The sequence below is a fragment of the Streptomyces sp. NPDC101191 genome, assembly GCF_044767915.1.
In the GTDB taxonomy this organism is placed as follows: Bacteria; Actinomycetota; Actinomycetes; order Streptomycetales; family Streptomycetaceae; genus Streptomyces.
This window is the reverse complement of record NZ_JBIWOU010000012.1, coordinates 180219-198934: the sequence shown is the minus strand read 5'-3', so window position 1 is coordinate 198934 and position 18716 is coordinate 180219. Positions and strand designations below refer to the sequence as shown.

Sequence of the window (18716 nt, the reverse complement as noted above, 5' to 3'; positions counted from 1 at the left end):
CGCGTTCCGCTGCCTCGTGTTCCTTGTCCCCGGGCTCCGTCAGGCGGCCGGGCCGACCGTGGACGTCCACAGGCGCCGGGCGGCGAGGGCCGCCGCGGCGAGCAGGAGGGCGTTGCGCAGCACCATCACGGCCAGGCCCGGCCAGGTGCCGGTGACGACGTCTTCGTAGAGCACCGGGTACGCGAGGGCGCTCAGGGCCGCGGCGGGCAGGAGCAGCAGCGCGACCGGGCGCATGACCGTGCTGCGGGAGGTCAGGCAGACGGCGGCCAGGCCGAGGAGCCAGACCATGTACTGCGGGCTGATCACCCGGCTGGTGACGGTGAAGAGCAGGACGGCGGCGAAGGCGGCGTCGAGCGGGGTGGCCGCGGTCCAGCGGCGGGCCCGGACGCGCCACAGCAGCAGCCAGATGAAGGCCAGGGTGGTCAGCAGCAGGGCCAGGTGCCCGACGGTGGAGACGTACGGGCCGACGTACTCGAAGGCGCCGTAGCGGAACTCCACCCCGCCCGGCCAGGCGCCGGTGGCCTTCGCGAGGGCGAGGCCGGTGCCGCCGAGGGACTCGATCTGGACACCGCGGCTGCCCTGCTGGCGCAGGAAGCCGAGGGAGTCGGAGAAGAGCAGCGCCAGGGCGGCGAGGAGGGCCACGGCGGTGACCGCGGCGGCGGTCCAGGCCTCGCGGGTGGTGCGCCCCCGAGGGGTGCCGATCAGCGTGAGCGCGGGCCAGACCTTGACCATGGCGCCGAGGCCGGCGAGCACTCCGCCGATCCGGTGGACGGCGGGGAAGCGGGCGTTGAAGGCGAGCAGGGCGAGGACGGCGAGCGCGGTGGTCTGCACGTCGTAGCGGGCGAGCGGGATGTGCAGGAGCAGCGGGAGCCCGAGCACCCAGTACCAGGCGCCGTGGGTGAGCCGGGCGCTGTCGGCGCGCGCCAGGGCCGCGACGACCGCCAGGTCGGCGAGCAGGGTGAGCAGGACGAAGCCCTGGAAGTACGTGAGCGAGGGCAGGGCTCCCGGCGCCATGATGACCAGGCCGGCGCCCGGCGGGTACTGCCAGGTGACGTCGTCGGGCGGGAAGGTGCCCTGCGCGAACTGGCCGTACCAGTACCGGTAGAGCACGTGGACCTCGCTCGCTACGCCGCCGATGCCGAGCGAGTCGCGGTCGAGCAGGAGGAGCATGCCGGCGCGGGTGAGCAGCCACACGACGCCGAGGGCAAGCAGCGGGCCGCGTCCGACGGTCACGAAGGTGGCGGAGGTGAAGGTCTCCGACTCGAAGGGGGACCGGGTGAGGGCGGGCGGTGCCGCTCCGGAGCGGGCGGCGCCGTCGGGTCCTGCGGGCGGTCCGCCGGGGCGGCCGGTCGCGGTTCCGGGGGCGGCGGCCGATCCGGCGGCGGCTCCGGAGGGGCTTCCGGTGGCGGGTTCGTGCGGAGGCGGGTCGGTCGTCATTCCTCCGCACTCTAGACCGCTATGCCCTATTTGCCCTTTCTCTTGGCCTCCGTCCCGGTGAAGTGTTCGTAGGCCGCCACCACCTCGTCCGCCGGCCCGTCCATCCGCAGGGTCCCGGATTCCAGCCACAGGGCGCGGTCGCAGGTCTCGGTGACGGTCGCGTTCGAGTGGCTGACCAGGAAGACCGTGCCCGCCTCGGCGCGCAGTTCGTCGATCCGCCGCCGGCTGCGGCGCCGGAAGGACGCGTCGCCGGTCGCCAGCGCCTCGTCGATGAGCAGCACCTCGTGGCTGCGGGCGGCGGCGATGGAGAAGCGCAGACGGGCCCCCATGCCGGAGGAGTACGTGCGCATGGGCCGGGAGATGGCCTCGTCGTCCTTGTCGTTGATCCCGGAGAACTCGACGATCCCGGCGTAGCGGTCGGCGATCTCGCTGCGGCTCATGCCCATCGCGAGCCCGCCGAGGATGACGTTCCGCTCGCCCGTCAGATCGCCCATGAGGGCCGCGTCGACGCCGAGCAGGGCGGGGCGGCCGCGGGTGTAGACCCGGCCCGCGGTGGTGGGCAGCAGGCCGGCCACGGCCTTCAGGAGGGTGGACTTCCCCGATCCGTTCGAACCGATCAGGCCGATCGCCTCGCCCCGGTACGCGGCGAAGCTGACGCCCCTGACCGCGTGGACGCTCTGCTTGCCGCCCCGCTCGGTGTAGCTGACGTGGACGCCGTCGGCGACGACGGTGGGCTCCCGCTCCGCTCGCTCAGCCACGGCCGTAGCTCTCCTCTGCCTTCCAGAAGTAGACGAAGCCCCCGGTGAAGGCCAGGGCCGCCCAGCCTGCCGCGAGCGCCCACACGTGCGGCGGCAGCTGGGAGCCGGTGAAGCTCTCGACCAGCGCGAAACGCATCAGGTCGATGTAGACCGCGGCCGGGTTCGCCCGGAGCAGCACGATCACCGCGTGGGGCAGGTCGCGGCCGTGGGTCAGGTGCGCGATCGACCACATGACGCCGGAGGCGTACATCCAGGTGCGCAGCACGAACGGCATCAGCTGGGCGATGTCGGGTGTCCGGGCGGCCAGCCGGGCCGTCACCATCGCGAGCCCGGTGCCGAAGAGCGTCTGGAGCAGCAGCGCGGGGACCGCGAGCAGCCAGCTCCAGCGCGGGAACTCGCCGAAGCAGAAGAGGATCGCGACCAGCGCGCCCAGCGAGAACACCAGCTGCTGGAGCTGCTGGATCGCGAGCGCGATCGGCAGGCTCGCGCGCGGGAAGTGCAGGGCGCGCACCAGGCCCAGGTTGCCGCTGATGGCGCGGGTGCCGGTCATGATCGTCTGCGAGGTGAAGGTCCACACGAAGACGCCCGTGATCAGGAACGGGACGTAGTCCGGGACGCCCCGCTGCACGTCCATCAGGACGCCGAAGATCGCGTAGTAGACGGCCGCGTTGAGCAGCGGGTTCATCACCTGCCAGAGCTGGCCGAGCCGGGCCTGGCTGTACTGCGCGGTCAGCTTGGCCGTCGCGAACGCGGTGATGAAGTCGCGCCGGGACCACAGCTGCCGCGCGTACACGGGGAGCGAGGGGCGTGCGCCGCTCACGGTGAGCCCGTGGCGCAGGGCGAGGGCGCGCAGCTCCTCCGAGGAGGGCGGGGCCGGCGGCGTGGGCCGTTCCGGTGGGGCGAGGGTCTGGGTCGTCACGTGCATCGCCTTCGGTGGGGCGGTGGAGCCCGTACGTTGGAACGGGTCCGTATCGTCGCTACGAGGAGAGTAGGACGCTCTCACGTCGCGACGCAACCGTGTCGTCGTCTCGCGCCCCGCCGCGTGACCGCTGGTTAGGATCCTGTGCATGACGACACCCTCCGGACCCTCGGGAACCCCTCGCCGCGCCCCCGCGGGAGCCGCCGTGCTCCGGGAGGACGTCACCGAGGCCATCCGCGCCGCCGTCTTCGAGGAGCTGGCCGCGGTCGGCTTCGCCCGCATGTCCATCGAGGGCATCGCCCGCCGCGCCGGCGTCGGCAAGACCGCCGTCTACCGGCGCTGGAAGTCCAAGCTCTCGCTCGTCCTCGACCTCGTCGGCGCGGTGGCCCTCCAGGGCCTGCCCGCGCCCGCCACCGGCTCCCTGCACGGCGACGTCCGCGCCCTCCTGGAGGTCGCCTCCCACGCCCTGCGCCACCCGGTGGCCTCGCAGGTCATCCCCGACCTGCTCGTCGAGGCCGTCCGGCACCCCGAGATCGCCGACACCCTCAAGGCCGCCCTCCTCGACCCCCAGCAGGGCGTCGTCGCCCAGGTCGTCCGGGCGGCCGTCGAGCGCGGCGAACTGCCCGCGGGCGCCGACCCCGACCGGGCCCTCGACCTCGTGATCGGGCCGCTCTACTGGCGGCTCGTCGTGGTCCGCACCGAGCCGCCGAAGGGCTACCTCGACGACCTGGCCCGCTCGGCGGTCGCCGCGCTGACGGCGTGAGACCGCGCCCGAGGGCGTGACCCCCGGGACCGTAGGCGCGCCCCCCGCTTCGAAGGGCCCCACGCCCGTGCGGCACAGCCCGGACCACCGTGCGGCACGGCTCGCCCCACCGTGCCGCCCGCGGTTGCATCACCGGGCCGCGCGGCTCGCCCCACCGTGCCGCCCGCGGGTTGCATCTCCGGGCCGCACGGCTCGTTCCACCGCGCCGCAAGGCCCGCATCACCGGGCCGTACGCGTCACTCCACCGCGCCGCAAGGCCCGCATCGCCGCGCCGTACGCGTCACTTCACCGCGCCCGCCATCACGCCCGACACGAACTGCCGCTGGAAGGCGAAGAAGACCAGCAGGGGGATCACCATCGAGACGAAGGCCCCCGGCGCGAGCACGTCGACGTTGTTGCCGAACTGCCGGACCTGCTGCTGCAACGCCACCGTGATCGGCGGCGACTGGGCGTCCGCGAAGATCAGCGCCACCAGCATGTCGTTCCACACCCACAGGAACTGGAAGATCCCGAGCGAGGCCAGCGCCGGGCCGCCTAGCGGCAGCACCACCCGGGTGAACAGGCGTACCTCGCCGGCCCCGTCGAGCCGCGCGGCCTCCAGGAGTTCGCGCGGGATCTCCGCGAAGAAGTTCCGCAGCAGGAAGATCGCGAACGGCAGCCCGAAGGCGGTGTGGAACAGCACCACGCCCAGCGTCGTCTCGAAGATGCCGACCGCGCCGAACAGTTTCGACACCGGCACGAGCGCCACCTGCACCGGCACCACCAGCAGCCCCACCACCAGGAGGAACCACCAGTCCCTGCCGGGGAAGTCCAGCCACGCGAAGGCATACCCGGCGAAGGCGCCGATGACGACCACGAGGAGCGTCGCCGGGACGGTGATCAGGACGGTGGAGACGAGGGAGTCGGTGATCGCCTCGTTGGAGAGGAGGTGGCGGTAGTTCTCGGTGGTCAGCTGCGCGGGGGCCGTGAACACCTGCCACCAGCCGCCCGACGCGATGTCGGAGGGCGAGCGCAGCGAGGAGATCAGCAGCCCGACCGTCGGCATCAGCCAGAACAGGGCGACCAGGACGAGCAGGATCCGCACCCCGCCGGAGGCGGCGCGGGCGGCGATCCGGGACACCGCGCCGCTCGCCCTCCCGCCCCCGGGGCCGCCCGCTGCGCCGCTCACGGAGCCGCTCGCCCTCCCATCGGCCGGAGGGCCCACCGGGCTGCCGGCCGGCCGGATCGTCTCGCCGCTCATCGGCGGGTCTCCCTTCGCGCGCGGCGGACACGACGGATGTTGACCGCCATCACCGGCAGGACGAGCAGCAGGAGCAGCACGGCGATGGCCGAGCCGACCCCGAGGTCCGCGTCCGTGCCGAAGGACGAGCGGTAGAGCTGGAGCGCCAGCACGTTCGCGTCGTCCTGCGCCGAGCCCGGCGCGATGATGAAGACCAGGTCGAAGACCTTCAGGACGTTGATCATCAGCGTGACGAGGACGACGCCGAGGACCGGCGCGAGCAGCGGGACCGTGATCCTGCGGAACACCTGCCACTCGTTGGCCCCGTCCACCCGCGCCGCCTCCAGGAGTTCGCGCGGCAGGCCCGCGAGCCCGGCGGCGATGAGCACCATCGCGAAGCCGGCCCACATCCACACGTAACTCCCGATGATGGCCGGCGTGACGAGCGTGGGGCCGAGCCACTCGACGCCGTTGTACTGCTCGCGGAAATTGCTCGCGGGCAGCCGCAGGAGGGCCCCGTCGGCGGCGGCCGGAAGCGTGAAGGTGCCGTCGGCGCCGGCCGTGGCCCGCGCGACCACCCGACCGTCCTTCACCGCCTCGATCCGCAGCCCCTTCAGGCCGAGTTCCTTCGGATCCACGGCGTTCGGGCGTCCGCCACCGCCGCGGGTGAAGTCCAGCCACGCGATCCCGGTGACGCCCTCGTCCGCCGGGGCGGGGGTACGGGCCGGCCGCGCGTCCCCGGGCATCTGGGCGGGGGCCACGCCGACCAGCGGCAGCCGGGCGATCTCCCCCGTACGGACCGGGGCCTTGGTGACGTACGCCCCGCCGCCCGCCGCCTCCAGCGGGTGCACGGGGAGCGGGCGGGCGCGCGGGAAGACCGATGCCTCGGCGAAGGTGTCGTGCACGCCGACCCAGACCGCGTTGGCGACCCCGCGGTCCGGGTCCTGCTCGTACACCAGCCGGAAGATGATGCCGGCGGCGAGCATCGAGATCGCCATCGGCATGAAGACGACCAGCTTGAACGCCGTTCCCCAGCGCACCCGTTCGGTCAGCACCGCGAAGACGAGGCCGAGCGCCGTCGCCACGGTCGGGGCGACCACCACCCAGATCAGGTTGTTGCGGACGGCCGTGCGGATCGACTCGTCGGTGAACAGGGTGACGTAGTTGTCCAGGCCGGCGAAGGAGTCTCCGGACCGGTCGAAGAAGGAACGCTGGACCGAGAAGCCGATGGGGTAGACGACGAGCGCGCCGAGCAGGACGAGGGCGGGGAGGAGGAAGGCCGCGGCGGTGAGCGTGGTGCGGTTGCCGCGGCGGCGGCTCCGGCCCGGCGGGCCGGAGCGTGCGGTGCGGCCGGAACCTCCGGCGCGGACGAGGCCTCCGGTGCCGGACCCGTCCGCGGCCGCCCGGCCGTCGGGCGATGCGTGCGCTTCGGTGCCGGTCACGGCTCAGCCCTTGTACGCCTTGGCGGCCTCGGCCTCCAGCCGGGCCTGTGTCCCGGCGATGTCCTTCGGGTTCTTCAGGAAGTCCTGGAGCGCCTTCCATTCACCCTTGCCGGGCGTCCCGCCGAACGACTGCGGCATCTGGTCCGACATGTCGAAGCGGAAGCCGTCCCCCGCCCCGATCAGCGACGTGGCCATCGTGCGCTGCACGTCGTTCGGGTAAGCCGCCGGGTCCAGCGCCTTGTTGGGGGACAGGAAGCCGCCCTCGGCCGCCCAGATCCTCGCCGCGTCGGGCGAGGCCAGGAAGGTGAGCAGGGCCTGTGCGCCCTTGGTGTCCTTCAGGGCCACCGCGGCGTCGCCGCCGGTCACCACCGGGGCCGCGCCGTCGCCGACGGCCGGGAACGGGAAGACCTTCGCGTCCGTGCCGATCTTCGCGCCGGTCTCCGCGATGTTCACCGCCGAGAAGTCGCCCTCGAAGACCATCGCCGCCTTGGCCCGGTCGCCGCCGGTGAAGGTCTGCGTCACGGAGACCGGGAACTCGGTCTGCAGCGCGCCGTTCGTGCCGCCCGCGAGCAGGGCCGGCTTGCCGAACAGCCCCGCCAGGGTCGTCAGCGCCTCGGCGACCGACGGGTCCGTCCACTTCAGGGTGTGCTTGGCCAGCTGGTCGTACTTCTCCGGGCCCGCCTGCGAGAGGTAGACGTTCTCGAACCAGTCGGTGAGCGTCCAGCCGTCCGCGCCGCCGACCGAGACCGGCGTGACGCCGGAGGCGGAGATCGTCTCGGCGGTGGCGAGGAAGTCCTTCCAGGTCTTCGGCTCGCTCGCGCCCGCGTTGTCGAACGCGGCGGCGTTGTACCAGACGAGGGACTTGTTGGCGGCCTTGAAGTAGACGCCGTACGCCGTGCCGTCGACCGCGCCGAGGTCCTGCCAGCCCTTGGAGTAGTTCTTCGCCAGCTGGGCCTTCGCCTCCGGGCCCAAGGGCTTGATCCACTTCTGGGCCGCTGCCTGGTGGATCGCGCCGACCTGCGGCAGCATCGCCACGTCCGGCGGCGAGCCGCCGGCGATCTTGGTCCCGAGGAAGTTCACGATCGGGTCCTGGGCGGGCACGAAGGTGACGGTCGCGCCCGTGCGCTCCTCGAACTCCTTGAGGACCTTCGTGAAGTTCGCCTGCTCGGGGCCGGTCCAGACGGCGGCGACCTCGATCTTCTCGCCCTTCAGGGACGGTAAGGCCAGGCCGGACCCGTTCGTGGGGGCTTTCGTGCCGGGCGCGGCGCCCGTACCTCCGCCGTCGTCGGCGCCGCCGCAGCCCGCGGCCGCGAGCACGGCGGCCGTGGTGGCCGCCACGACGCCGAGTCGAAGAGTTCTGCCGTTACGCATCCGAGCCCCGCCTCTCCCACGTGTACCGATCCCGCGCTCAGGTCTACGCCCGGTGCCGGAGGCCCGCAATACCGCCTTCCGTGTCGAACGGGGGATCGTGATCGGCTCGTGACGTGTCGTCAGGCGTGGGTGGGGGAGGTGAGCGGTGCCACGGGAGTGGCCTCCACGGACCGCGCGGCACGGTCGAGAGCGCTGGCCAGCAGGGCCAGATCCGTGGGCCCGTTGCCCAGCTCGCGGACCGGGCGCCGGGTGGGCGGGTCGCCCATCCGCTCCCACTCCAGCGGGACGACCGTGGGCCGTTGGGTGGCCGTGCGCGGGATGCGCCCGGTGACCCGGCCCGTCTGGAACGGCGTCACCCGGCCGTCCGGATGCCCCAGCCGGCCGCGACCGGGCTGCGGCTCGTCCGGGGCCTGGCCGGGCGCCGCGGGCGGCGGGTCGAGCACGATCCGCAGCCGTGCCCCGTGCGCCAGCTCCGTGTCCGCCGTACGGTCCGGCCGCGCCGAGGTGGCGACCAGATGCACCCCGAGCCGCGCCCCGTTGCGCGCCACGGCCTCCAGGGCCCGCACCACGGACCCGGCCGCCGGGCGTCCCGGCGCGCCGAGCGCGGGCGCGACCAGCGCGTCGAAGTCGTCGACGAGGACGACGAGCCGCGGGAGCGCGCCGGCGCCTTCGGCGGCACCGGCCCGGGTGCCCGGCTGCGCGGCACCGGGCTCGCCCGCGCCCGCCCCGTCCGTGCGCAGGGTGCGGCTGCTGGGCGTGTCGTCGAACGCGCCCGTGCCCGTGCGGTAGGTCCTTGCGCTCGGGCGGTCGCCGAGCAGGTCGGAGCCGGGCGGCGGGGTGCGGTGGCCCGACCCGCCGTCCTGGTCGTACACCTCGCCCGTGGTGGCGCGGTGGGTGCGGCCGCCGGGCGCGTCGTCGATGGCGCCCGCGCCCGTGCGGTACGTCCGTGCGCTGGGGCGGTCGCCCAGCAGGTCCGAGCCGGGTGGCGGCGTCCGGTCGGTCCCGCCGCCGCTTCCGGTGCGGTACGTCCTGGCGCTCGGGCGGTCGCCCAGCAGGTCCGAGCCCGGGGGCGGTGTCCGGTCGGCGTACGAGGCCGCGCCGTGCCGGGGAAGGCGACCGCTCGGGGTGTCGCCGACCGCACCGTCGGGGGCCACCCGCAGGGTGCGGCCGCTCGGACGGTCGCCGAGGAGGTCCGGGCCCGGGGGTGGGGTGCGGTCGCCCAGGGGCGTGGCGCCGGTGCGGGACACGCGGCCGCTGCCCGCGTCGGACAGGTCGGCCCCGCCCGTCCGGGCGTCCGGGATGCGGGCCGTGGCGCGCGCGCCCGCCGGGAGGGACTCGGCGGGGCTCGGCGAGCGCTGGCCGATCAGGCGGCCGGAACGCCGGTCCGCGAAGTGGGTGTCGCCGAGGAGCTCGGCGCGGCGCTTCAGCTCGGCGCCCAGGGCCTGGGCGAACTCCCGCATGCGGACCGGATCGGAGGCCACCAGGTGCTCGGTGACGTGCGGCAGCTCCGTACAGGCCGCGAGGCCCTCGCCGCGCTCGCCGCCCGCACCGTCGACCAGGAGCAGCCCCAGCCGGTCGGGGCGGCCGCCGGCAGCGAGGGAGGCGGCGACCGAGCGCAGCAGCTCGGTGCGGCCACTGCCGGCCGGGCCCTCGATCAGCAGGTGCGGGCCCTCCTGCGTGAGGTCCACGGCGACCGGACCGCGGGGTCCGGCGCCCAGGACGGCCGTGCCGTCCGACGAGGAGGCCCAGCGGGCCATCAGCGAGGCCGGGGTGGCCCGGGCCAGGCCCAGCTCGTCGAGGAGCCGGGCGGAGGGCGGCAGCGCGGCGGCCGCGCGCCCCGGTCCGGGGCCGCCGGCCGTTTCCGTACGCAGGGGGGCGAGGGCCCGTCCGAAGCGCTCGGCCCACGCGACGGACACCGCGTCCACCACGCCGACCGTGCCGTGCCCGGCGACCCGGCCGCCGGCCGTGCGCAGCAGCCGCAGCGCCGTGGCCACGTCGCCGCTGAGCAGCGCCGCGGCCCCGCACTCGCGGAAGGCGAAGGAGGCCGCGCAGGCCTCCTCGTAGGTCGCCGCGACCGGCGACGCGGGCGAGGCGGCGGGCGCCTCGGCGAGACAGACGAGATGGATGCCGGCGGCGGCGCCCGCCCCGGCGAGCCGCGCCGCCGTCTCCCGGAGCGCGGCGGAGCCCGGGTCGCCGTCGACGACCACGACCGTCGCGGGCCCCTCGTAGCGCGCGGCGGCCTCGGCGACCGCCGCCCGGTCGGCGCTCGGCCAGCCCGGGCCGAGCGGGCCGTCGTCGAGGCGGCGGGTGAGCTCGGTCAGCCGCGCGTGCGCCTGCTCGCGGTCGTACGCGAGGAGCAGCCGGCAGTCCTGGCCGTGCGCGGGCCGGACGTGCGGCAGCCAGCCCAGCCAGCCCCAGGCCCGGCGCCGCTCCTCCAGCGGGCGGTTCCGGTCGGCGCTGACCAGCACGATCTCCAGGTCCGCGGGGGAGTGCAGGGCGGCGAGCTGGGCGACGACGGAGCGGGCGAGCCCGGCGAGCCGGGGCGCGGGTCCGGCGAGGCCGAGCGAGCCGGCCTCGCGCAGTCCGACGGTGACGGGCACCCCGGACAGCTCGGCGCGGTCCGTGGTGCCGAGGCGCACCACGAGGGTCTCGGGATGCTCGGGGCCCCGCTCCCACAGGCGCGGTCCCGGGCCGAGCGCGGTGAGCAGCACGGCGGCGGGATCGGGCCAGCTGTCGGGCGAGGGTCCCGCGCCGGGGGCGGTCCCAGGGACGGCGCCGGCGAACGCGGGCACGGGCTCGACCCCGTACTCGCCGGAGGACGGCTCCTCGCGGCCGCCCGCGAGCCGCCGGGCCCAGGCGCCGAGCCCGCGCTTGCGGGTCTGCCGGGTCCTGCTGTGCGCCTCGATCTCGCCCGGGCCCTCGGCGGGGTCCTCCGCGCGCGCGTGCCCCTCGACGTCGGTGTGCGCGATGCCGGCGCCGTGCGTGGCGTCCTCGGCGCCCGCGCCCGTCGCGTACGGCGGGGCGTAGGCCGCCGGGCCCGCGCCGGCCGGGGCGAGGGGGCCGGCCGTCTCGGGGCGGGCCACCCGCAGATGGCCCTCGCCGTCCGCGGCGGTGGGCAGCGCCCGGTCGGTCTCGCCGGTACCGCCGGGGCCGGTCAGGCGCAGGGCGGACTCGCCGACCCGCAGCAGGGAGCCGGGCGGGAAACGGACGGGCTCCGGGCCGACGGGGACCGCGTCGACGCTCGTGCCGTTCGTGGAGCCCGGGTCGGTGACCGTGACACGGCCGTCCGCGCCGACCGTCACCGTGCAGTGGGAGCGCGAGACGTCCGGATCGTCGAGCGGCACGTCCGCGTCGACAGAACGGCCGATTCTGATCGCTCCGCCGTGCAGCAGATGCACTCCGCCGGCGTCCGGTCCGGCCACCACGTGCAGCCGGGCGGGGGCGCCCTCGCCGACGCCGTCGTCCGCGCCGGGCACCTGGAGGGAGAGCACGGCGCCGTCGACCAGCGGGGGCACGCCGAGCAGGCAGCGGCGGGTGTCCAGACGCTCCGCGCCCGCGTAGAGCACGGTGGTCCCGGAGGACGAGGTGTCCGGGACGGAGACGGCCGCGGCGAGGGAGGAGGCCACGGCGGCCAGCTCGGTCCCCGCGGGCGCGGTGACGAGCACGTCGCAGGCGCGCCCCGCGCCGTGGCCGGCGTTCGGCGCGAGGACGGTCAGCCGGATCTGCATCGCCGTCAGCGGTCCCTTCTGCGCGGCGCACCCGGCAGGGGAATCCCACTCGCTCCCCCCACCCGGCACGGACGCGTCGTCCGGTACAGGTCGGCACGGCGCGGGGGCTCCCGACCCCCGACACGACGTGCTGTAGGCATCCTCGCACCTGCCACTGACAACCCGCCCCCGGGTCGCCCGGAAGTGATCTTGTTCGGTCGCGCTCGACGCCACTCCGGACGGTAATTCGCCTGGTTGCGTATGTCTCGCGGTGCTTCCGGCAACCCCCGGCGCGATCCGGGCGTCTTCTTTCCGGACACGTACGGCATCGGAATCGGCCGTCTCGCCGACCGTCGGTGACCCGTTCGGCGGCACTAAAGTGGGTCGGACACCCGGACGGGACACAGAAACACACAGGGACCCCGGGGACACTTCGACGAACCACCCCGGGGACCCCAGGACCTGGGACCCCAGGACCACGATCAGCAGGGAGCGCGTGACGTGCGGCCTATCGGCAGCAAGTACCTGCTCGAGGAGCCGCTCGGCCGCGGCGCCACGGGCACCGTCTGGCGAGCCCGCCAGCGGGAGACGGCCGGCGCCGAGGCGGCGGTGGCGGGGCAGCCCGGCGAGACCGTCGCGATCAAGGTCCTCAAGGAGGAGCTGGCCAACGACGCGGACATCGTGATGCGCTTCCTGCGCGAGCGGTCCGTGCTGCTGCGGCTCACCCACCCCAACATCGTGCGCACCCGCGACCTCGTCGTGGAGGGCGACGTCCTCGCCCTGGTCATGGACCTCGTCGAGGGCCCCGACCTGCACCGCTACATCCGCGAGAACGGCCCGCTCACCCCGGTCGCCGCCGCCCTGCTCACCGCGCAGATCGCGGACGCGCTCGCCGCCAGCCACGCCGACGGCGTCGTGCACCGCGACCTCAAGCCCGCGAACGTGCTGCTCGCCGAGCGGGACGGCGCGATGTTCCCGATGCTCACCGACTTCGGCATCGCGCGCCTCGCCGACTCCCCGGGCCTGACCCGCACCCACGAGTTCGTCGGCACCCCCGCCTACGTGGCCCCCGAGTCCGCCGAGGGACGCCCGCAGACCTCCGCCGTCGACATCTACGGCGCCGGCATCCTGCTGTACGAGCTGGTCACCGGCCGGCCGCCGTTCGCCGGCGGCACCGCCCTCGAGGTCCTGCACCGGCACCTGAGCGAGGAGCCGCGCCGGCCCTCGACCGTGCCCGGACCGCTGTGGACGGTGATAGAGCGCTGCCTCAGCAAGAACCCGGACCGGCGGCCCAGCGCCGAGAACCTGGCCCGTGGGCTGCGTACGGTCGCCGCCGGCATCGGCGTGCACGCCACCCCCGCCCAGATCGAGGCCGCCGACGGCGTCGGCGCGCTCCTCGCGCCCGACCCGGCCCCGGCGCCGGTCCCCGAGGTCCCGGGCGTCGACCCGGCCGGCGCGACCCAGGTCCTGCCGAGCGGCGCCCCGCAGCCGCCGCAGTACGACCCCGCGGCGCCGACCGGTGTGCTGCCGGTCAACGGCCCGGCAGGCGGTCCTCCCGGCGCCGCCGACCCGACCGCCATGCTGCCCACCACCGGCCGCGGCCCGGCGGACGCCGCCGACCCGACCGCGGTCATGCCGCCCGTGCCGCAGGACCCGCCGGCCGAGCAGCCGCACCCGTGGCAGACCCAGCTGGGCGCGCTCCGCGACCGCAACGAGCAGACCCAGGTGCAGTACCTCGACCCGAGCGAGGACCCGTTGCGCCGGCGTCCGCAGCGCCGCCCGCAGCCGCCGCAGGGAGGGCCGCAGCAGTACCAGCAGCAGCCCCCGTACCAGCAGCAGCCGCAGCAGTACCAGCAGCGTCCGCCGCAGCCGTACCAGCAGCAGGGCCGCCAGCCCCAGCCGTACGCCCCGCAGCCGCCGCAGCGGCAGCAGTACGCGCCCCAGCCGCCCCAGCAGCAGTACGTGCCCCCGCAGCCGCCCCCGCAGGCCCCCGCGCCCGCCCCGGCGGCGCGCGAGCCGCGCCCGCCGCGCCAGCGCGGCGCCAACCCGATGCGCATCCCCGGCCTCGGCTGCCTCAAGGGCTGCCTCTTCACGATCGTGCTCTTCGTGATCGCCGGCTGGCTCATCTGGGAGCTCACCCCGCTGCAGGACTGGGTCGCCGAGGGCAAGGGCTACTGGCAGGCGATCGGCGACGGGATCAGCTCCTTCACCGACTGGGCCTCCAAGCTCTTCGACAGCGCGAACACCGGGTCGGGCAACGGCTCCGGCGGCGGTACGGGCCAGTAAGGACCGGTAAACACCGGCGATTCTGTCGCTTTGTCGACTTCCGAGGGGTGATTTCCCCTCGGAAGTGCCGGTCGGCGCCCTCGGCCGCGTAACTTTGACGCGAACCGCAGCCGCTGAGGGAGCAGTCTTGGCACGGAATATCGGCAGCCGCTACACGGCCCACCAGATCCTCGGGCGGGGCAGCGCCGGCACGGTGTGGCTCGGCGAGGGCCCCGAGGGCCCCGTCGCCATCAAGCTGCTGCGCGAGGACCTCGCCTCCGACCAGGAGCTCGTCGGCCGCTTCGTCCAGGAGCGCACCGCGCTGCTCGGACTCGACCACCCCCACGTGGTCTCCGTCCGCGACCTCGTCGTCGACGGCAACGACCTCGCGCTCGTCATGGACCTGGTCCGCGGCACCGACCTGCGCACCCGCCTGGACCGCGAGCGCCGGCTCGCGCCCGAGGCCGCCGTCGCGATCATCGCCGACGTCGCCGACGGCCTCGCCGCCGCCCACAAGGCCGGCGTCGTCCACCGCGACGTCAAGCCCGAGAACATCCTGCTCGACATGGAGGGCCCGCTCGGCCCCGGCGGATCCCACCCGGCGCTCCTCACCGACTTCGGCGTCGCCAAGCTCATCGACACCCCCGGCCGCACCAAGGCCACCCGCATCATCGGCACCCCCGACTACCTCGCCCCCGAGATCGTCGAGGGTCTGCCGCCGCGCGCCGCCGTCGACATCTACGCCCTCGCGACCGTCCTGTACGAGCTGCTGGCCGGCTTCACCCCGTTCGGCGGCGGCCACTCCGGCGCCGTCCTGCGCCGGCACGTCACCGAGACCGTCGTCCCGCTGCCCGGCATCCCCGAGGAGCTGTGGCAGCTGATCGTCCAGTGCCTCGCCAAGGCCCCGGCCTCCCGGCTGCGCGCCTCCGAGCTCGGGACCCGGCTGCGGGACGTGCTGCCGATGCTCAAGGGCATCCCGCCGCTCGACGTGGACGAACCGGACGCCGACCCCGCGGCGGAGCCGGCGTACGACGAGGACCCCTACCCGGCCAAGGGGGGCGCCGACGAGCCCGCGCCCCGCCGCGCCGCCGTCCCGCTCGTCCCCGGCGCCTCCACCGACTCCAACCGGGACACCCACACCTCCATGCGGGTCCCCGGCCCCGACGAGCTCTCCGGCGGCCCCCTCGGCACCGCCCGGGCCCCGCGCCCGGCCGGCGCCCGGCGGCCCGGCTCCGCCCGGCACAAGGCCGACGCCGTCCGCAAGCGCCGGATCACCCTCACGGTCGCGGCCGTGGTGATCGCGGGCGCGCTCGGCGCGGGCGGCTATCTCGCGGCCTCCGGGGACGCCGAGACCCCGCCCCAGGACAGCCGCCCGTCGGCACGGCCGTAGTCGCGGGGTCCAGGTCCTTGCCACGAGCCGTTACGCTGGACGCGTGGCAGTCGTCGATGTATCCGAAGAGCTGAAGTCCCTCTCCTCGACCATGGGGTCGATCGAGGCCGTCCTGGACCTCGACAAGCTGAGGGCAGACATCGCCGTGCTCGAAGAGCAGGCCGCGGCCCCGTCCCTGTGGGACGACCCCGAGGCCGCGCAGAAGATCACGAGCAAGCTTTCGCACCTCCAGGCCGAGGTCCGCAAGGCCGAGGCGCTGCGGAGCCGCATCGACGACCTCGCGGTCCTGTTCGAGCTGGCCGAGGAGATGGACGACCCGGACACCCGGGCCGAGGCCGAGACCGAGCTCACGGCGGTGCGCAAGGCGCTCGACGAGATGGAGGTCCGCACCCTCCTCTCCGGCGAGTACGACGAGCGCGAGGCCCTGGTGAACATCCGGGCCGAGGCCGGCGGCGTCGACGCCTCCGACTTCGCCGAGCGCCTCCAGCGCATGTACCTGCGCTGGGCCGAGCGCCACGGCTACTCGACGGAGATCTACGAGACCTCGTACGCGGAAGAGGCCGGCATCAAGTCGACCACCTTCGTGGTCAAGGCCCCCTACGCCTACGGCACCCTCTCCGTCGAGCAGGGCACCCACCGCCTGGTCCGCATCTCGCCCTTCGACAACCAGGGCCGCCGCCAGACCTCCTTCGCCGGCGTCGAGATCCTCCCGGTCGTCGAGTCGTCCGACCACGTCGAGATCGACGACTCGGACCTCCGCGTCGACGTCTACCGCGCCTCCGGCCCCGGCGGCCAGGGCGTCAACACCACCGACTCGGCGGTGCGCATCACGCACCTCCCGACCGGCATCGTGGTCTCCTGCCAGAACGAGCGCTCCCAGATCCAGAACAAGGCGAGCGCCATGAACGTCCTCCAGGCCAAGCTCCTCGAGCGCCAGCGCCAGGAGGAGCGCGCCAAGATGGACGCGCTCAAGGGCGACGGCGGCAGCTCCTGGGGCAACCAGATGCGTTCGTACGTCCTGCACCCGTACCAGATGGTCAAGGACCTCCGCACGGAGTTCGAGGTCGGCAACCCGCAGTCCGTCCTGGACGGCGAGATCGACGGCTTCCTGGAGGCGGGCATCCGCTGGCGCAAGCAGCAGGAGCAGACGCAGTAGTCTCCGGACTTCTCATGGGGCGGGCCCCGCTCACCGATGGTGAGCGGGGCCCGTCTCGTTTCCGGCGAGAGCCGCGCAGTCGAATTCGCTGCCGCAAGCGCCGGATGGGTGATCCTGACGCTTTGTCGACATGCGAACTGCCATAGGGGAGCCGGGAGTTCCGGGTTTACGTCACAGTTGCATCCCCGCATGGCGGGCAGAAGTGGATCTTTCGGGCATCGCACGCGCAACGACCTTGACGAGCCATCGGAAACTCGGAAGGGTGACACGCAGCATGCGTGTTCTGGGGCGCGTGTGAAACGGGGACAGGCCCAGCACATGCGACCGCCCCCGGTGCCCGAAGCCCCGAGCGCAGCTCTACAGACGAATTTGAGCTACTGGGGGTAGCAGCCAGATGACGAAGAAGACGCGGGTCCGCTTTGCGCGGGTCGCCGCCGGTGTGGTCATCGCCGCCGGTGCGTCGCTGACGGCGGCCGGTGCCGCGCAGGCCGTGGGTGTGAGCGTCACGCTCGGTACCGAGGACGAGCCGCCCACCTGCGAGATCGACCCGACGCTCTGCCCGACGCCGACGGGCGACCCGAAGCCGACGGAGGACCCCAAGCCGACGGAGGACCCCAAGCCGACGGAGGACCCGAAGCCGACCGAGGACCCCAAGCCGACGGAGGACCCGAAGCCGACCGAGGACCCCAAGCCCACGGGGGACCCGAAGCCGACCGAGGACCCCAAGCCCACGGACAACCCGAAGCCCACGGGGGACCCGAAGCCCACGGACAACCCGAAGCCGACCGGCCAGCCCACGACCCCGGGCGATGACGACGACGACGACAACGGCGCCGGCACCTGCACCGTCGACCTCGACGGTGCCGAGTGCGTCGACAACAACCCGGGCACCAACAACGCCGGCTCGCAGCCCGTCGAGCAGGGCAAGGCCAAGGAGGAGCTGGCCGAGACCGGCGCCGCCGAGACCTCGTTCCTGATCATCGGCGCCGCCACCATGATCGCCGGCGGCATCGGCTTCCGCTTCCTGCCGCGCCTCGTCGGCGGCGGGCGTGCCGCTGTCTGAGTCCGTGAGGGCCGCGTAGGCGCTTAGGCGCCCACGCGGGCCCGGCGCGGGCCGCAGGGACGTACAGAAGGGCCCGGACCCCCCGAGGGGGTCCGGGCCCTTCTGCTGCTGCACGGGCGGTCTACGTGCCCTTCAGGGCCGCCAGCAGGGCCATCGTCGCCACCAGCGCGATCACCAGGGTCAGCAGCATCGCCGGGGTCAGGCCCGTCGGCTGGGGCAGTCGCTCGCGGTTCGCGCGGCAGACGGGGCAGCGGCCCTCCGCGACGGGGGCCGCGCAGTTGGCGCACACCAGTCGGTCATAGGTCATGCGCTCTCCTCCTCCCGCACGGGGATCCTCACCGGAAGAACGCTCCGGGGGAGCCGCGCGTTCCCCTACCACTGTGCCAGCTCCGCGGCTTTTCGGCGCGCCCCACGGAACCGCGATCGGAGGGATGAAAAGGATAAAGCACACAAGCCCGGACCGCGACTGCGCGGGCTATCCCCGTTCGCGTATGGTCACGCACACCTACTCCCGGCCGACCGTGGTGCATCCGTGATCCGATTCGACAACGTCTCCAAGTCCTATCCGAAGCAGAACCGCCCCGCGCTCCGGGATGTCTCCCTGGAGATCGAGAAGGGGGAGTTCGTCTTCCTCGTCGGTTCCTCCGGCTCCGGAAAGTCGACCTTCCTGCGGCTGATCCTGCGCGAGGAGCGCACCAGCCAGGGACAGGTCCATGTCCTGGGCAAGGACCTCGCCCGGCTGTCCAACTGGAAGGTGCCGCACATGCGCCGCCAGTTGGGGACCGTCTTCCAGGACTTCCGCCTCCTCCCCAACAAGACCGTCGCCGAGAACGTGGCCTTCGCCCAGGAGGTCATCGGCAAGCCCCGCGGCGAGATCCGCAAGGCCGTCCCCCAGGTCCTCGACCTTGTCGGACTGGGCGGCAAGGAGGACCGCATGCCCGGCGAGCTCTCCGGCGGTGAGCAGCAGCGCGTCGCCATCGCCCGGGCCTTCGTGAACCGCCCCATGCTGCTGATCGCGGACGAGCCCACCGGCAACCTCGACCCGCAGACCTCCGTCGGCATCATGAAGCTGCTCGACCGCATCAACAGGACAGGGACCACCGTCGTCATGGCGACCCACGACCAGAACATCGTCGACCAGATGCGCAAGCGCGTCATCGAGCTGGAGAAGGGTCGCCTCGTCCGCGACCAGGCGCGCGGCGTCTACGGTTACCAGCACTGAGCGA

Annotated in this window: 14 protein-coding genes; 6 read left to right on the top strand and 8 right to left on the bottom strand. The window is 74.1% G+C overall.

Annotated features, from left to right (window positions below; all coding sequences use genetic code 11):
- Positions 1-39: 39 nt before the first annotated feature.
- The 3 genes from ACIRQF_RS34765 to ACIRQF_RS34755 are packed head-to-tail and all read right to left on the bottom strand — an operon-like array spanning position 40 to position 3120.
- On the bottom strand, positions 40-1437 hold the full coding sequence (locus tag ACIRQF_RS34765; RefSeq protein WP_404098585.1) for a glycosyltransferase 87 family protein: 1398 nt from the start codon (positions 1435-1437) through the stop codon (positions 40-42).
- A 26-nt stretch (positions 1438-1463) separates the two neighbouring features.
- A complete protein-coding gene (locus ACIRQF_RS34760) occupies positions 1464-2195 on the bottom strand; it encodes an ABC transporter ATP-binding protein (RefSeq protein WP_376637876.1) in 732 nt (243 codons plus the stop codon).
- Complete coding sequence (locus ACIRQF_RS34755) at positions 2188-3120, bottom strand: ABC transporter permease (RefSeq protein ID WP_389758480.1); 933 nt, start codon at positions 3118-3120, stop codon at positions 2188-2190. The genes ACIRQF_RS34760 and ACIRQF_RS34755 overlap by 8 nt, the downstream gene beginning before the upstream one ends.
- A gap of 142 nt (positions 3121-3262) precedes the next feature.
- Here ACIRQF_RS34755 and ACIRQF_RS34750 point away from each other — a divergent pair, with 142 nt between their 5' ends.
- On the top strand, positions 3263-3877 hold the full coding sequence (locus ACIRQF_RS34750; RefSeq protein WP_376637874.1) for a TetR/AcrR family transcriptional regulator: 615 nt from the start codon (positions 3263-3265) through the stop codon (positions 3875-3877).
- A 280-nt stretch (positions 3878-4157) separates the two neighbouring features.
- Here the strand turns inward: ACIRQF_RS34750 and ACIRQF_RS34745 are convergent, their stop codons facing one another.
- From ACIRQF_RS34745 to ACIRQF_RS34730, 4 genes are all read right to left on the bottom strand, one after another.
- Positions 4158-5117: a carbohydrate ABC transporter permease gene (locus tag ACIRQF_RS34745; protein ID WP_382484638.1), complete on the bottom strand. Its 960-nt coding sequence runs from the start codon at positions 5115-5117 to the stop codon at positions 4158-4160.
- Entirely contained in the window at positions 5114-6538 is a 1425-nt protein-coding gene (locus tag ACIRQF_RS34740; RefSeq protein WP_404098580.1) for a carbohydrate ABC transporter permease, read from the bottom strand. The genes ACIRQF_RS34745 and ACIRQF_RS34740 overlap by 4 nt, the downstream gene beginning before the upstream one ends.
- A gap of 3 nt (positions 6539-6541) precedes the next feature.
- The gene (locus ACIRQF_RS34735) at positions 6542-7909 is read right to left on the bottom strand and encodes an ABC transporter substrate-binding protein (protein ID WP_404098577.1); all 1368 of its coding nucleotides are present in this window, start codon (positions 7907-7909) and stop codon (positions 6542-6544) included.
- A 119-nt stretch (positions 7910-8028) separates the two neighbouring features.
- The gene (locus tag ACIRQF_RS34730; protein ID WP_404098574.1) at positions 8029-11637 is read right to left on the bottom strand and encodes an FtsK/SpoIIIE domain-containing protein; all 3609 of its coding nucleotides are present in this window, start codon (positions 11635-11637) and stop codon (positions 8029-8031) included.
- A 480-nt stretch (positions 11638-12117) separates the two neighbouring features.
- On the opposite strand from ACIRQF_RS34730, the gene ACIRQF_RS34725 reads away from it, so the two are divergent.
- From ACIRQF_RS34725 to ACIRQF_RS34710, 4 genes are all read left to right on the top strand, one after another.
- Entirely contained in the window at positions 12118-13902 is a 1785-nt protein-coding gene (locus ACIRQF_RS34725) for a serine/threonine-protein kinase (RefSeq protein ID WP_389758493.1), read from the top strand.
- A gap of 127 nt (positions 13903-14029) precedes the next feature.
- Positions 14030-15271: a serine/threonine-protein kinase gene (locus tag ACIRQF_RS34720; protein WP_376637868.1), complete on the top strand. Its 1242-nt coding sequence runs from the start codon at positions 14030-14032 to the stop codon at positions 15269-15271.
- 43 nt (positions 15272-15314) lie between these two features.
- Positions 15315-16427 (top strand): peptide chain release factor 2, encoded by a 1113-nt coding sequence (gene prfB, locus ACIRQF_RS34715; protein WP_376637867.1) that lies wholly within the window; start codon positions 15315-15317, stop codon positions 16425-16427.
- 394 nt (positions 16428-16821) lie between these two features.
- Positions 16822-17490 carry a hypothetical protein gene (locus tag ACIRQF_RS34710; RefSeq protein ID WP_404098569.1) on the top strand — a complete coding sequence of 223 codons (669 nt, stop codon included), beginning with the start codon at positions 16822-16824 and terminating at the stop codon, positions 17488-17490.
- 121 nt (positions 17491-17611) lie between these two features.
- On the opposite strand, the gene ACIRQF_RS34705 is transcribed toward ACIRQF_RS34710, so the two are convergent.
- Positions 17612-17797, bottom strand: a complete 186-nt coding sequence (locus tag ACIRQF_RS34705) for a hypothetical protein (protein WP_376637865.1) — start codon at positions 17795-17797, stop codon at positions 17612-17614.
- 225 nt (positions 17798-18022) lie between these two features.
- Between ACIRQF_RS34705 and ftsE the strand changes: the two genes are divergently transcribed.
- Entirely contained in the window at positions 18023-18712 is a 690-nt protein-coding gene (gene ftsE, locus ACIRQF_RS34700) for a cell division ATP-binding protein FtsE (RefSeq protein WP_046910798.1), read from the top strand.
- The last annotated feature ends 4 nt before the right edge of the window (positions 18713-18716 follow it).